Origin of the sequence: Dyadobacter sp. OTU695, from assembly GCF_038440355.1 — a bacterium.
Classification (GTDB): Bacteria; Bacteroidota; Bacteroidia; order Cytophagales; family Spirosomataceae; genus Dyadobacter.
In genome coordinates, this window is record NZ_JASATN010000010.1 from 99,276 (window position 1) to 114,791 (window position 15,516).

The 15,516-nt window shown below is 49.5% G+C and carries 14 protein-coding genes; 3 read left to right on the top strand and 11 right to left on the bottom strand.

The features are described 5' to 3' along the window. Positions 1-35: 35 nt before the first annotated feature. From lhgO to recQ, 5 genes are all read right to left on the bottom strand, one after another. Positions 36-1,235 (bottom strand): L-2-hydroxyglutarate oxidase, encoded by a 1,200-nt coding sequence (lhgO, locus tag AAHB90_RS18965; protein ID WP_342086774.1) that lies wholly within the window; start codon positions 1,233-1,235, stop codon positions 36-38. A 23-nt stretch (positions 1,236-1,258) separates the two neighbouring features. Continuing rightward, on the bottom strand, positions 1,259-2,452 hold the full coding sequence (locus AAHB90_RS18970; protein WP_342086775.1) for an anhydro-N-acetylmuramic acid kinase: 1,194 nt from the start codon (positions 2,450-2,452) through the stop codon (positions 1,259-1,261). A gap of 68 nt (positions 2,453-2,520) precedes the next feature. Continuing rightward, a complete protein-coding gene (ricT, locus tag AAHB90_RS18975; protein ID WP_342086776.1) occupies positions 2,521-3,981 on the bottom strand; it encodes a PSP1 domain-containing protein in 1,461 nt (486 codons plus the stop codon). Positions 3,982-4,098: 117 nt separating this feature from the next. Further along, entirely contained in the window at positions 4,099-5,388 is a 1,290-nt protein-coding gene (gene purD / locus AAHB90_RS18980) for a phosphoribosylamine--glycine ligase (protein ID WP_342086777.1), read from the bottom strand. A 54-nt stretch (positions 5,389-5,442) separates the two neighbouring features. Next, on the bottom strand, positions 5,443-7,656 hold the full coding sequence (gene recQ / locus AAHB90_RS18985; RefSeq protein WP_342086778.1) for a DNA helicase RecQ: 2,214 nt from the start codon (positions 7,654-7,656) through the stop codon (positions 5,443-5,445). Positions 7,657-7,748: 92 nt separating this feature from the next. Here recQ and AAHB90_RS18990 point away from each other — a divergent pair, with 92 nt between their 5' ends. After that, complete coding sequence (locus tag AAHB90_RS18990; RefSeq protein ID WP_342086779.1) at positions 7,749-8,723, top strand: KpsF/GutQ family sugar-phosphate isomerase; 975 nt, start codon at positions 7,749-7,751, stop codon at positions 8,721-8,723. Between the two features lie 119 nt (positions 8,724-8,842). Here the strand turns inward: AAHB90_RS18990 and AAHB90_RS18995 are convergent, their stop codons facing one another. From AAHB90_RS18995 to rpmG, 6 genes are all read right to left on the bottom strand, one after another. Beyond that, on the bottom strand, positions 8,843-9,319 hold the full coding sequence (locus AAHB90_RS18995; RefSeq protein ID WP_342086780.1) for a DUF4293 domain-containing protein: 477 nt from the start codon (positions 9,317-9,319) through the stop codon (positions 8,843-8,845). Positions 9,320-9,391: 72 nt separating this feature from the next. After that, positions 9,392-10,702 (bottom strand): 30S ribosomal protein S12 methylthiotransferase RimO, encoded by a 1,311-nt coding sequence (gene rimO / locus AAHB90_RS19000; RefSeq protein ID WP_342086781.1) that lies wholly within the window; start codon positions 10,700-10,702, stop codon positions 9,392-9,394. 123 nt (positions 10,703-10,825) lie between these two features. After that, positions 10,826-11,440 carry a hypothetical protein gene (locus AAHB90_RS19005; RefSeq protein ID WP_342086782.1) on the bottom strand — a complete coding sequence of 205 codons (615 nt, stop codon included), beginning with the start codon at positions 11,438-11,440 and terminating at the stop codon, positions 10,826-10,828. A gap of 101 nt (positions 11,441-11,541) precedes the next feature. Next, the gene (gene ftsY, locus AAHB90_RS19010) at positions 11,542-12,504 is read right to left on the bottom strand and encodes a signal recognition particle-docking protein FtsY (RefSeq protein WP_342086783.1); all 963 of its coding nucleotides are present in this window, start codon (positions 12,502-12,504) and stop codon (positions 11,542-11,544) included. Between the two features lie 156 nt (positions 12,505-12,660). Then, positions 12,661-12,813 carry a DUF4295 domain-containing protein gene (locus AAHB90_RS19015; protein WP_015813059.1) on the bottom strand — a complete coding sequence of 51 codons (153 nt, stop codon included), beginning with the start codon at positions 12,811-12,813 and terminating at the stop codon, positions 12,661-12,663. A 103-nt stretch (positions 12,814-12,916) separates the two neighbouring features. After that, entirely contained in the window at positions 12,917-13,099 is a 183-nt protein-coding gene (gene rpmG, locus AAHB90_RS19020) for a 50S ribosomal protein L33 (protein WP_015813060.1), read from the bottom strand. Between the two features lie 274 nt (positions 13,100-13,373). Between rpmG and AAHB90_RS19025 the strand changes: the two genes are divergently transcribed. Together AAHB90_RS19025 and gatB are read left to right on the top strand one after the other, a co-directional pair. Beyond that, positions 13,374-13,919 carry a c-type cytochrome gene (locus AAHB90_RS19025; RefSeq protein ID WP_342086784.1) on the top strand — a complete coding sequence of 182 codons (546 nt, stop codon included), beginning with the start codon at positions 13,374-13,376 and terminating at the stop codon, positions 13,917-13,919. Positions 13,920-14,013: 94 nt separating this feature from the next. Then, entirely contained in the window at positions 14,014-15,504 is a 1,491-nt protein-coding gene (gatB, locus tag AAHB90_RS19030) for an Asp-tRNA(Asn)/Glu-tRNA(Gln) amidotransferase subunit GatB (protein ID WP_342086785.1), read from the top strand. Positions 15,505-15,516: the final 12 nt, after the last annotated feature.

A 15,516-nucleotide genomic window follows, 5' to 3' on the forward strand; every position in this document is an offset into this window, starting at 1 on the left:
TCGGAATGGCCCCTTTCGTTTATCAACGATATCTATTAAAACCGTGACAGCACCTTTTCCGAAACCGTCTGCCCGATGGACAGGGACGAGGTAGCCGCGGGAGATGGCGCATTACATACGTTAATGGCCGTTTTGTTTTCGATAATGGAGAAATCGTCCAGCAAACCGCCGTCGTAGTCGCAAGCCTGTGCGCGTACGCCGGAGCCGCCGGGAATGAGGTCTTCGCTCTGGATTTCGGGGATCAGGCCCTGCAATGCTTTCGTAAATGCTGCTTTGGAAAATGAGCGGTAGTATTCGCCCAGACCGGTGCGCCAGTATTTTATCGCAACTTTCTGGAAACCCGGCCAGGAGAGCGATTCCAGCATCTCCGGCACATTGATATCCAGCTTGCCGTACCCCTCTCGTTTGAACGCAAAAACCGCATTCGGTCCCGCTTCGATACCGCCCTCGATCATGCGCGTGAAATGCACGCCCAGGAACGGAAAGTTTGGATCCGGAACGGGGTAAATAAGGTTTTTGACCAGATAATGCTTCTCGGGACGGATCTTATAATATTCCCCGCGGAAAGGGATGATACGGACATTGATATTCTCAGGCTGCGTAAGCTGCGCCACTTTATCGGAATACAGTCCGGCGCAATTCACGACCAGTTTTGTTTCAAAAACCTTCCCGGTAGCCGTAACCACCTCCGAATACGTATTGCGGTTTTTTACATTTGTTACTTTCTCGCTGAAAACCACCTCGCCACCGAGTGACCGAAACTTCTCCGCATATTTTTCACAAACTGTTTTGTAATCGATTATGCCGGTATAAGGCACCCAAATGCCTTCAAGCCCTTTTACATGCGGCTCTATTTCCTTCATTTCACCCTCGGAAATCATGCGGTTGTTAACCAATCCATTCTGACTTCCACGGTCAAACAGGTTACGCAGCAATGGACGTTGCTCTTCGGTAGTCGCTACTACTATTTTTCCACACAAATCATAGGCAACACCTTCCTTCTCGCAGAAGTCAATGAGCATCTGGTAGCCGCGAATGCAGTTTGTAGCCTTTAAACTGCCTGGTTTATAATACAATCCTGAATGGATCACGCCACTGTTATGGCCGGTTTGGTGCTTAGCTACTTCGTTTTCCTTTTCAAGCAGAACCACTTTTAACAAGGGTTTCTGCTCTTTGATTCTCAGCGCTGTCGCCAGGCCCACGATGCCGCCGCCTATGATAGTAATGTCGTACATATATTCAAATACTTTTTCCTTACTTAACCGGGGAAGGAGATTTTCCCCATTGAAACACCCGGTACACCTTTCTTTTCACCGAAGTACAAGGCCTCGCCCGCAACCGCTTCATTCGCCAAAACGGCAAACAATACCGCTTCCTTGGCATCACCGGAGACGCCCAGTTCATCGATCAATCGAATATTTTGGCCCAGCAACCTGCCAATCGCATTCATCAGCGTGGGATTATGCGCGCCCCCCCCGCTTGCGTAAACTTCAAATACTTCTCCTGCCGGCATGGCATTGCGGATAGCTCCTGAGATCGTTTCCGCGCTGAATTGGGTCAGCGTGGCGATCAAATCCTGTGGTTCGACCGAATTTCGTCCCGAAAGCCGCATGGCATTCACCACATAATCGGCGCTGAACACTTCTGGACCCGTCGTTTTCGGAAATGGCTGTTCAAAAAACGGGGCATTTTTCAGCGCTTTCAGCAATGCGTCATCGATCGTACCACTGGCTGCAATATTGCCATTTTCATCGTACGGCTTTCCGAAATGCTGGCGGGTGAATGCGTCGATCAATGTATTTCCCGGGCCGGTATCGGTCGTGAAAACGGCCGACGCATCAAGGTTACCGGGCAGGAACGTAAAATTGGCGATGCCGCCCATGTTCAGCAATATCCTGTTCTCCCCTTTTTGAGAAAACAGAAAATAATCACCGTAAACCGCCAGGGGTGCGCCTTCTCCTCCTGCTGCAATGTGTTTTTGCCTGAAATCGCTGAGGGTTATAATTCCCGTTTTGACCGCAATATGATCGCCGTCACCAATTTGCAGGGTCGCATTGGGAAAGCCTGCTATTCCATGCTGCTTTTGAGGTGCGTGGAAAACAGTTTGTCCGTGACTTGCGATTAAATCGACCTCGGAGGCACTAATTCCCCACTCGGCAAGGCATTCCAGGATTATCTGCCCGTGTTGCAGACCGATGAATGGGTTCAGCAAACAAAGCTGCTGAAAGTCGATCTGCCTCCTGGCAAAAATCTCGCGCACGGCATTCCTGAAACTTTCCTCATAGGGCACCGTCTTGAAATGCTCCACCTTCAACTGCGTCTCAGGTCCGCTACCCGCAACGTGGCAAAGCGCCACATCCAGCCCATCGAGCGAGGTGCCCGACATCAGCCCAATGATCCTGCGCGATGGTTTACGGCTCAGCGCGGAAAGCTTTTCGACGTGTTCTTTCACAAGTGTATTGCTAAAAAACGGGCCAGCCTTTGAATGAGCTGGCCCGATTGGATTCGTTGGAAACAGTATTACCCGTTGTTTTCACCTTCGGGAGGCGCTCCTTCAGGTTTTGGTCCGGCTCCCGAAGGAGCACCGGAAGGTTTCTGTTGTCCCCTGTTACGGTTGTTACGGTTATTCCTGTTCCCTTCGTTGTTATTCCTGGGCCCCTCGTTGTTGTTACCCTTATTACGGGGTTCAGCACCGGGGTTATTATTGTTACCTTTATTTCGCGGCTCCCCGCCAGGATTATTGCCCTTGTTCCGCTGGCCTTCGTTCGGATTGTTGCCTTTGTTACGAGGTTCCTCTCCGCCGTTGTTACCGCCCCTGTTTCTCTGTCCCTGGTTTGGATTGTTGCCTTTGTTCGAGGGCACATTTCCGGTAGGATTGACGATTCCGGGCTCATTCCCTGCATTTTCGGCAATGCTATTCTCAGGTCCGCCATTTCCGCGGCCTTTGCCTGACCGGCTCTTTTTCTTTTTCCTTTTCTTCTGCTCGTCGCTGTACTTTTTATCCAGGTTTTCCAGATCGCTGTTCAATTTGCCAGGAGCCCTGTCTGCACCTTTCTCGGGCTCGGGTGTCAGGATTTCGAGCGATTCGGGGATAATGTCCTTTTTATTCAACTCGATGATTTCCAAGACCTTTCCTATGGGTACGGGATACCAGTTTGTATCCTTATCAAACCCGAACCACATGATCTTCTTGAAAATATCGGTCTTCTGTAATGTAGCAACGCCCTTTTTGGTTTTCAGTGGCGCATCCACCGTAGGGATATCCCGCAATGCATCGATGTACGTTTCAAGCTCGTAGTTCAGGCAGCATTTCAGCCTTCCGCATTGGCCGGAAAGTTTGGCCGGGTTCAAAGAAAGGTTCTGATAACGCGCCGCCGCGGTTGAAATATTCTTAAAATCGGTGAGCCAGGTCGAGCAGCAAAGTTCTCGCCCGCAGGAGCCTAACCCGCCCAAACGGCTCGCTTCCTGCCGCAGGCTGATCTGCCGCATTTCGATGCGTACCTTAAATTCTGACGCAAGCATTTTGATGAGCTCCCGAAAATCGACGCGCTCCTCGGAAGAATAGTAGAATGTCGTTTTGGTATTATCCGACTGGTATTCCACATCCGAAAGCTTCATATTGAGCTTCATATCCCGGATAATCTCACGCGTACGGTAAAGCGTAGGCATCTCGCGCGCCATCGCCTGCGTGTACTTGTCGAGGTCCTTCTCCGTCGCGATGCGATAGATCACATGCAGGTCGTCGTTCATCTGGACATTCTTGCGCTTCATCTGTAAACGCACGAGTTCGCCCTGCAACGATACCGTTCCAATATGCTGGCCGGAAGCCATTTCACAAACCACGTAGTCGCCTGTGACGAATTCCAGCTGATTTATATTCCGGAAATATTCCTTCCTGCCTCCTTTGAACTTGACTTCGACTACATCAAAACGCTGTCCCGACGGCACGTCCATGTGACTGAGCCAATCGAAAACATTCATTTTATTGCATCCGCCTGTTCCGCAGTTTCCTTTACTTCCACACCCGGCTGCGGCGGTACCGTTAGTACTGCAGCCCCCGGATGAACATGATCCACATCCCATAATTACTCCGCTTCATCAATCGTTATAACGAATTAAATCCACGCCAATATCGTGCCGGAAATATTTCCCTTCATATTGTACTGCCTGCGCAGCCCGCTGTGATTTGTGCACTGCGTTTTCGAGGGAATTGGCCAGGCCGGTTAATGCCATAACCCGTCCTCCGTTTGTCACGACTTCAGCGTTTCCATTAAAAGTGGTACCTGCATGGAACACATGCACATCATCCACTTTTTCTGTTCCCGAAATCACTTTTCCTTTTTCGTAATCCTCAGGATAGCCGCCCGATACCACTACCGTCGTCACTGCCACTTGCGGTGAGATTTGTAAATCAAAGTCTTGCAGCGTGCCTTTGGCTGTCGAGGCCATCAGCATCGCAAAATCAGACTGGATACGCGGGATTACTACTTCGGTTTCGGGATCGCCCATGCGGACGTTGTATTCAATCACGTAAGGTTCGCCTTTTATATTCATCAAACCAATAAATATAAAGCCTACATATTTGATACCTTCGCTCTGAAGGCCATGCAATGTAGGTTTAACGACCTTCTCCTCTACCTTTCTGATAAAATTAGCATCCGCAAACACGACCGGGGACACCGCGCCCATTCCGCCCGTATTGAGGCCCGTATCGTTCTCGCCGATACGCTTGTAATCTTTCGCTTCGGGCAGAATTTTGTAGTGCTCTCCATCAGTAAGCACAAAAACCGATAATTCTATCCCTTTCAGGAATTGTTCTACGACAACTTTGTTGCCTGCCTTACCGAATTTACCATCCAGCAGCATCTCCCGGAGCGCCTGTGTAGCGTCGGAATGCTTCTCGGCAATAATCACGCCTTTGCCGGCCGCCAGGCCGTCGGCTTTCAGTACGATAGGTAACGACTGGTTTTCGAGGTATTCCAAACCTACTTCCATCTCTTCGGCGGTGAATGTACGCGATGCAGCGGTTGGGATACCGTATTTCTGCATGAATTGCTTGGAGAAATCTTTGCTGCCTTCGAGCTGTGCACCTGCCTTGTCGGGGCCGATAATGCGTACTTTGGAAAGATCTTCCCGCGCATTGAAATAGTCGACCACCCCGTTCACCAGCGGTTCTTCGGGGCCTACGATCACGAGTTCGATATTATTTTCAATTACCGCGTTGGCAATGGAGTCAAAATCGTTGTAAGAAATGGATAGGTTCGTTGCTACGCCCGCAGTCCCGGCGTTTCCGGGAGCCATAAACAAGGTATCGCAAAGAGGGCTTTGGGCTATTTTCCAGGCAAAAGCGTGTTCTCTTCCGCCTGATCCCAAGATGAGTATGTTCATAACAGGTTTTAAAAATTCAAAAATACTGATTGTCCGGCAAGTATTCCGGGGGTGCTAGTTGGCTAGTTCCGACAAAAACTTGATCCGCATCAGCCGCAATTCTTCTTCACTGACTTCCTCGCCTTCGAATTCATTCAGCGCAGCGCCGATGTTGTCGGTCTCGGCGGTCATAAAATAATCGTAAATATCCTGCTGACGCTCGCGGTCGATCACCTGGTTAATGTAATAGTCCAGATTGAGCTTCGTGCCGGAGTAGCAAATGTGTTCCACTTCCTCGATCACATCCGCCAGGGCAAGGTCTTTCACTTCGGCAATCTCGTCCAGACTTACCTTCCTGTCGACTTGCTGAATAATGAAAATCTTGATCTTGGATTTGTTGACGGTGGATTTGATCACCACATCTTTCGCCGTTTCGATCTCGTTCTCCTCCACATACCGTGAAATGAGTTCGATAAACGGCCGGCCGAACTTCTGTACCTTCCCCATTCCCACGCCATTGATCTGCGCCATCTCCTGCTGAGTGGTAGGGTAAGTTGTGGCCATTTCTTCCATCGAGGGATCCTGGAAGATTACATAAGGAGGGAGGTTTTTCTCCTTCGCCACCTTTTTTCGCAATGCCTTGAGCATTCCGAGCAGCGCCTCGTCGTAAGCATGCGCACTTCCGTTTCCGTTCACAGCGTCCTTATCGTCGTCTTCGGACTTCACTTCCTCCTCTTCGAAGTTGTGGTCTTTTTGAAGCGTGACCGGGTACGGATCGTTCAGGTATTTGGCTCCTTTTTCCCCCAACCTGATAACTCCGTAATTCTCGATGTCTTTCTCGAGGTAATTCAGGATCACGAGCTGGCGTATTGCCGACACCCAGTAGTCGCGCGACTCATTCAATTCCAATCCTTTACCAAAAACTTCCAGCTGATCGTGTTCGTAGCTTTTTACGTACTGGTTGTCGGTGGCTGTGAGTAAATCGGCAATGTGGTCGGCGTCGAAGCGTTGCTCGGTAAGCGCTACCGATTTGAGGATCAGGATCACGTCTTCCTGCACTTTCAGTTTCTCTGTCGGCTTGTTGCAGTTGTCGCAAAAACCGCAATCCTTTTCGAGATACTCCCCGAAATAGCTTAGCAACTGCCTGCGGCGGCACACGCCCAATGTTGCATAGGCCACCATTTCGTTCAGCAAATGGCGCGCATTGTCGCGTTCGGTAACCGTTTTGTCCTTGTTAAACTTTTCGAGCTTCTGAATGTCGTCGTAGCTGTAAAACATCAGGCAGTTACCTTCCAGCCCGTCGCGGCCCGCACGTCCTGTTTCCTGATAATAACCTTCGAGCGACTTCGGCACATCGTAATGGATTACAAAACGCACATCCGGCTTGTCGATCCCCATCCCGAATGCGATTGTAGCCACAATTACGTCGCACTCTTCGTTCAGGAACGCGTCCTGGTTAGCCATCCGAGTGTTGCCATCGAGCCCAGCATGGTACGGTAATGCACGTACGTCATTGACGTTCAAAAGCTCTGCTACCTCTTCCACCGTCTTGCGGCTCAGGCAATACACAATGCCCGACTTGCCTTTGTTATTACGGATATAGCGGATCAGCTGCTTTTTGACGTCCTTCTTCGGACGGATTTCGTAGTAGAGGTTTTTTCGGTTAAATGAAGACTTAAACGTCTCAGCCTCTTCCATTTGCAGGTTTTTCCGAATATCCTGCTGTACTTTCGGCGTGGCGGTGGCTGTGAGCGCAATAATGGGCAGCCTGCCGATATTCTCGATAATCCCGTAAATACGACGGTATTCGGGGCGGAAATCATGGCCCCACTCCGAAATACAGTGGGCCTCGTCGATCGCTACGAACGAGATCTGTACTTTTTTCAGAAAATCGAGGTTGTCTTCCTTGGTAAGGGATTCAGGGGCAATGTAAAGCAGTTTAAGGCTTCCATCAAGCGCGTCGGTCTTGACGCGCGTCATTTCAGCTTTGGTAAGCGTGGAATTCAGGAATTGGGCATTGATACCGAACGCAGTAAGCTGGTCGACCTGGTTTTTCATCAAGGCGATCAACGGGGAGATCACAATAGTCAGTCCATCGCTCACAAGGGCAGGCAGCTGGTAGCAGAGAGACTTCCCCGCGCCCGTGGGCATGATCACAAACGTATTTTTACCTAGAAGGATATTTTGTATGATAACTTCCTGATCTCCGCGGAATTGGCTGTACCCAAATATTTCTTTAAGCTTCCCTTTCAATGTGTCTGTTACGACTTTATCAACCTGCTGTACCATACTCTGTTCACAAAATGGTTATTCCAAACTTCCCTATCTTTGCGCTTTGAAATAAATAATGACTTTTTGTCTCTCTAAACTGTGTTTCAGATTTGAAATTAATAAAAAATATTCAGTCAACCGCAAAAGAAGTATTACGTCAGGAAGCAGAAGCCCTGCGTAATCTGATTGAATTGATTGATGATGAATTTGAAAAATGCGTATATGCCATTTTACATTCCGGAGGGCGCGTTGTTGTCTCTGGTGTGGGTAAAAGCGCCATTGTAGGACAGAAGATTGTAGCCACGCTGAACTCCACAGGAACGCCGGCTTTATTTATGCACGCAGCCGATGCAATCCACGGCGATCTGGGCATGATCCAGGACAACGACGTGGTAATCGTTATTTCCAAAAGCGGCGATACGCCTGAGATCAAAGTACTGGTGCCGCTGTTGAAACGGACCGGCGTGCAAATGATCGCGATGGTGAGCAACAAGGATTCTTACCTGGCCAAAAACTGCATTCTGACCCTTCATGCATATGCTCCCGCAGAGGCCGACCCGCTCAACCTTGCGCCCACGACCAGCACTTCGGTAACGATGGCACTCGGCGACGCGCTCGCAATATGCCTGCTCGAAGCACGCGGCTTCACGCACGATGATTTCGCAAGGTACCATCCCGGCGGCTCCCTCGGCAAGCGACTCTATCTAAAAGTCTGCGATCTTTACCCGCACAACGCATTACCGACCGTAAATGAGCAAGCCACATTGCAGGAGGTAATTCTGGAAATGACTTCGAAACGCCTTGGCGCAACGGCGGTAGTTAGCGAAAATGGCTTGATGGCGGGCATTATCACCGATGGTGATTTGCGAAGAATGCTGAAAACCTATGGCGCAGCCGGACTGCTGGACCTGCATGCCCGGGATATTATGACAGCATCACCGATTACCGTTTCCCCTGATGAATATGCCGTGAATGCGCTGGAAGTAATGCAATCGAAAAGCATTACGCAGGTGGTGGTGGTGGAAGATGGTAAGGCGCTGGGGTTTGTGCATTTGCACGATTTGCTGCGGGAGGGGTTGGTGTAGCAGGAAGGAGACGTTCGCGGCAGCGCGGACTTGCAATATGTCATCCTGAGCGAAGTCGAAGGGTGAGCACGATGTGCCGTACGGACTGTCTTCGACTTCGCTCAGACTGACATATTGTATTATCTGAATCTTTTCGACTGCTGCACGGCACGTTCGTCCTTGCGGATGAAGCGGTTCGCAAAAACATTGGCGAGCATAGCCCCTACCAATCCGTAAAAACCGATATCATATTTGCCGGGCAGTTCCGCGTCGAACAACTTGGCCGTTTTGTAGAAGGTAAAGTAGATCACGAGCCCCATCAGCACGGTCAGCAATATCGAATTGACTGCACAAAGTGCCGATTGCAGTACCCGGTTTTTGAACTGCAGGATAGAATAGGCAGCGATACCCGCTACCAGGATTGCCAGACCAACGAGGTAATATAGCGGCTGAACATTGGATTGCACTTCGTTGATCTGATGATGCAGCTTAAGGGCCGTCAGTTCGGCGCTTTGTCCTCCTGCCAATGCAACTTTCGACCAGATCGGGAAGGCGAGAAAAATACCCATTCCGATGACGACCATTGCCAGGAAGATAGTTTGAATACGTTGTAACATGCTTTTTTAAAAATTGTTCTTTTTCAAATGATCGGCAAATTTAGGCAAAGACGCCTTTTGCCGGAAATAGCATCAGGAAATCACCTCGCCGTAAAGGTCAAATTCTTCGGCCGACGTCACTTTCACCTGTGCATAATCACCCAACCGCACATACTGGCTGGCAGGCACGAGTACTTCATTATCCACTTCCGGCGAATCGAACTCGGTACGACCGATGAAATAGCCGCCTTCCTTGCGATCGAAAAGCACTTTGAATGTCTTGCCGATCTTTTCCTGATTCAATTCGGCTGAAATGCCCTGCTGCAACTCCATAATGGCATCGGCGCGCTCCTGCTTCACTTCCGGATCAATATCGTCCGGCATTGTGAAAGAATGCGTATTGTCCTCGTGGGAATACTGGAAAGCCCCCAGGCGATCGAACCGCATTTTTTCAACGAACTCGTATGTTTCATCGAAAAGCGGCTCCGTTTCGCCGGGATGGCCGACGATCAGCGTTGTGCGCAATGCGATATCAGGCACTTTGTCACGGATCGAATGGATGAGCGCTTCTGTCTTTTCACGGGTAATGCCTCGGCGCATTAGTTTGAGCATTTCCGTCGACCCCGATTGCAGCGGCATATCGAGGTATCTGGCAATGTTGCTGCGCTCGTTCATTACGTCGAGAATGTCCATCGGGAAGCCCGCCGGATAGGCATATTGCAAGCGGATCCATTCGATGCCTTCCACATCTGAAAGGTTACGGAGCAGATCGGAAAGATTTCTTTTTTTGTAAATATCCAGGCCGTAGTAGGTGAGGTCCTGGGCGATGAGAATGAGCTCTTTGGTACCGCGTTTGGCGAGCGATTTCGCTTCCTTCACAAGATCCTCAATCGACCTTGAAACGTGGCCTCCGCGCATGAGCGGGATCGCGCAGAACGAGCACGGACGGTCGCAACCTTCCGCGATTTTCAGGTAGGCATAATGCGCTGGCGTGGTGAGCAGGCGCTCGCCTACGAGTTCGTGCTTGTAATCCGCTTTGAGGGTTTTGAGCAGCCGGGGAAGCTCGTTGGTACCGAACCAGGCGTCTACCGTTGGTATTTCAACCGCCAGTTCATCCTTGTACCGGTGCGAGAGGCAACCTGTTACGTACACTTTATCTACCATTCCGGCCGCTTTCGCATCGGCATAGCGCAAAATGGTGTTGATAGACTCCTCCTTCGCGTTGTCGATAAACCCGCAGGTATTGATCACGACGATCTGCGAATCATCCTTCTTCGACTCATGATCCACCGCGAACCCGTTGCCTTTGAGCTGCGTGTACAGCACCTCCGAGTCGACCAGGTTTTTGGAGCAACCCAGCGTTACGATATTGACTTTATTTTTGACTATTCCTTTGGTTTTCATTGTAATGAGCTGTCGGCTGTCGGCTATCGGCTTTAAATGTTTTGGAGCCAGGTTCACATCAAAGTGACTGATAATGAACGGCGAAATGGGGTGCAAAGTTCGGAAAAAAACCGACAGGAAGTACTATGGAATGAAAGGAAATCGCTTGTGCTTGAATTCGGTCGGGATTTTCTTGAAATACTCCTGTACAACCCAGGCGCCAGGCATTTTGTAGGGCAAGATGAAGTAGTCGCCGTTTGTGAGGTAGTAGGTCGCATAGGTAACTGGCATTTTAGCGCCATTATTACTCGTGACCAGCACTCGTTCGATATCGCCTTCTTTCAATCTTAATTTTGAATCACCGAAAGTCAATTCCAGCTCGTGCTCTTCCGGGAACGTTTCAATGATTACACCCTTCGCGTATTTCCAGTGATTAGCATCCATCAGAAGCATGTTCAGGATCATTCCGACAATCGACCCACCCAATATGAATGCCAATATCCTTCCTATGAACGCGTTCGTTTCAGGAACAAAATGGAATATGAATGCTCCAATGAGCAGAAAGCAGCCCGCGATTCCGAAGAAACAAAGCATGACATTATCGAACGTTACGAAATATCCCCACCAATCATTTCGATAAACCCGTTTTACCTTCATCGGTGAATTCGTGCCTATCGTATCCCTGGTGTGCCGCACCATCCGCCATATCCCCCAACCAACAGGCAAGAATACGCCTAAAAAAATGATCAGTGTTTCCATAAAAAAGAGGTACCTGAGAACAACTTGTTCTAAGATACCTCTTTTAAATATTCGCTGAAACGATAGTAATCCAAACGGTTACTTAACCCTGTCAGCGGCTGTTATCCTATTTTCTTAAAAAGCGAGTCTACGAATTCCGCGCGATCAAAGACCTGCAAATCGTCCATTTTTTCGCCTACTCCGATGTATTTAACCGGGATTTTAAATTCATCCGAAATACCGATTACGACGCCGCCTTTCGCCGTTCCGTCGAGCTTGGTGATGGCCAATGCGGTAATATCTGTCACTTTCGTGAATTCGCGGGCCTGGATGACGGCGTTCTGTCCGGTGCTGCCGTCGAGGACGAGCAATACTTCATGCGGCGCGTCGGGGATAATTTTTTGCATCACGCGCTTGATCTTCGAGAGCTCGTTCATCAAATTCACTTTCGTATGCAAGCGGCCCGCGGTATCGATAATGATCACATCCGCACCCGTTTCGACACCCTTTTTCAAAGCATCGAATGCTACGGCCGACGGATCGGTGTTCATACCATGGTCGATTACCGGCACATTCACGCGCTGGCCCCAGAGTTTCAGCTGGTCGACCGCCGCCGCCCGGAAAGTATCCGCCGCTCCAAGTACTACCTTATGACCGCGTTGGTGGAACTGATGGGCAAGCTTACCGATTGTCGTCGTTTTGCCGACGCCATTCACCCCCACTACCATAATCACATAAGGTTTCGGCAAATGCTCTGTTTCGAAGCTATCCTGAAAATCGACCGATTTGTTCTCTGTCAGCAATGCGGCGATTTCCTCGCGCAGAATGCCGTCAAGCTCGGCAGTCGATGCATATTTATCCTTGGCTACACGCTCTTCGATCCGCTTGATGATCTTCACGGTCGTTTCCACGCCCACATCCGAGCTCACCAGTATATCTTCCAGTTCATCCAGAACGTCCTCGTCGATTGTGGTCTTACCCACGATCGCACGCGAGAGCTTGCCAAAGAAGCTATCCTTGGTTTTCTCGAGTCCCTTATCTAATGTTTCTTTTTTCTCTTTTGAAAAAAAGCCAAATAAACCCATAGTGCTGATTACATTAATGGCTCAAAAATAAAACAAAAAAGTCCCGGAAAGGGACTTTTTTAAAAACTCAACCCTTCGACTACGCTCAGGGTGACAAACGTATCGCTCAATGTCAGTCTGAGCGTAGTCGAAGACAGTCTGAACTCCGTCGAAGACTTAGTTTTTCAATGCACCCTGTACACCGTCCAGGGGAACGATTTCTTCTTTGAAGGTATAAGCTCCTGTTTTAGGAGATTTTACGGCCTTGATCACTTTCGCAAATGCTTTACCGCCTTCTTTTTTCAGGGTAGCAACTACTTTCTTTGCCATGTCTGTATATCAGTTAGAAGTTATATTGTTAATGATTAACTGTTCCGCGCTTACCCAGTTATTGTTCAGCTTCACGTGACAGTTAACGGGTAACAAAACGAACTTACTTAATTTCTTTGTGGAGTGTATAACGTCTCAGGAAAGAGTTGAATTTCTTCAATTCCATACGGCCTGGCGTATTTTTCCGATTTTTTGTGGTCACGTAACGTGACATGCCTGGAACACCGCTTTCTTTTTGTTCTGTGCACTCCAGTATGACCTGTACTCTATTGCCTTTCTTAGCCATTGCTTTACATCGTTTTACAAATAGGAGTGCAAAAGTAAAGACATTTTGTTTTACTCGCAACAGTCACAGACAAATAAACAAGAAATTTTCCTGATTTTAATAAATACCGGCCGTGGATAAGCGATTGTCGGACAAGCGGATAGAATCCGGTGTTTTCAGGGATCGTCCGAATTTCTGCCCTGCGCATGACGGAAATCTAACGCAAACTTGCTTTCTTCGTGGTTGATTTGGTATCGCAACCTTAATCTGGCGAAAATTCTTAAAAATTAACACAATGACACTCAAAAAAAGCGCTTCTTTGGCCCTGATGGCCCTGGCAGTCTCTTTCTTCATCGGTTGTTCGTCCAAAGAAGACCGTGACAAATATGACCAATGGTACGGTTCAGGAAGCAAAGCACGCGAAGAAGCGGCCCTGGTGAAACTTCAAAGCGATAGAAAAGTAGCGGCTGAGCAAGCTACGGCAGCTGCAGCTGAAAAAGCGGCCGCTCCGGCAGCCTCCCCGGCTGCAACAGGTGACAGTGCAACAGCAGCTCCGGCAGCCGACGCACCTGCCGCTGCACCAAAACGCAAACCGGTTCCGGCCGACGTTTCCGCATTGCTGAACAAACACGCTTGTTTCGCCTGCCACCAGGCTTACGATAAGGTAATCGGACCTGCTTATTCGGAAGTAGCGAAGAAAAAATACACTCCGGATCAGATTGTAGAACTCGTTCACAATCCAAAACCCGAGCACTGGCCTGGCTATCCTCCAATGGCACCGCTGGCTCACGTTCCAAAAGCTGACATCGTCGTTATCGCCAACTGGATCAACTCGCTCTGATCACGGGCAAAACCGGCTATATCCATAAAATACGGGTCGTTCATGCTATGGACGGCCCGTATTTGTATCTTTGCGAAAGCATTAGTAATATAATATGAGTCAAACCGCAATTCACCCCGCTGACGTTACCGATGAACTTCTGGCCTCGTATGAAACCGTAATCGGCCTGGAAGTGCATTGTCAGCTTCTGACGGAATCCAAGCTGTTTACCCGCGATTTCAACATTTTCGGGACAGAACCCAACACCAATATCGGTCCACTGACGATCGCATTGCCGGGAACTTTGCCCAAAGTCAATAAAAAAGCAGTCGAATACGCCATCCGCCTCGGCATTGCCTGCGGATGTTCGATCAGTAAAAGGACGATCTTCGACCGCAAAAACTACTTTTACCCCGACCTTCCGAAAGGGTATCAGATCTCACAGGACAAAAAACCGATCTGTGAACAAGGGGGCGTAACTATATCTTTCAAGCACGAAGGCAGGTTCACCGAAAAGACGATCCGTTTTCACCATATCCATTTGGAAGAAGACGCCGGAAAATCGGTGCACGACGGCAGCCATACCGAAACAATGCTCGACTACAACCGCGCGGGAACGCCGCTGGTAGAAATGGTTTCGGAGCCGGATTTACGTTCTGCCGAAGAAACGGGCGCATTTGTGACCGAAATCCGCCGTCTGGTCCGCTACCTGGGTATCAGCGATGGTAATATGGAAGAAGGCTCCCTGCGCGCAGACGTGAATGTATCCCTGCGCAAGAAGGGCGCCGCGGAATATGGTACTAAAGTCGAGATCAAAAACATGAACTCGATCCGGAACATGATGCGCGCCATTGCATATGAAGAAAAACGCCAGGCGGCGATGCTCGAAAACGGCGAGGTAATCCAGCAGGAAACGCGGATGTTCGATGTGGAAAGCGGGCAGACTTACGGAATGCGGGTGAAAGAAACCATGAACGATTACCGCTATTTCCCGGATCCGGACCTCAGCCCGGTAGTAGTGTCGGACGAATGGCTGGAAAGCATTAAATCGAGCATGCCTGCATTGCCGCATGAGCTGCGCGAGAAATTTGTAACTCAATACGGTATCCCGGCCTACGACGCTGCCGTACTGACGGATACCCGCGAGCTGGCCGAGTATTTCGAAGCCGTTTGTGCCAAAACAACCCATTTCAAAACCGTATCGAACTGGCTGATGGGGCCCGTGAAATCATATTTGAACGATCATCACGGCGACATTGCCCATTTCCCGATCAGCGCCGGAAATCTGGCAGCCCTGATCGAGCTGAATGAGTCAGGTGCAGTGAGCCATTCGGTGGCTGCGCAGAAGATTTTCCCGGTCATGCTGGCCGAGCCAAACCGCGAGCCTTCAGAGATCGCTTCGTCAAATAACTGGCTGCAAAACAGCAATACAAACGAGCTCGAAACGTTGATAAATGAGGTAATAAGCGCCATGCCCGACAAAGTTGAGGCCTATAAAAAGGGCAAAAAAGGGCTTATGGGATTGTTCGTTGGCGAAGTGATGAAGAAGTCGAACGGAGCCGCCGATCCCAAGCTCGTCAACCAACTGCTGGCGCAAAAGTTATAGATCACACATTTG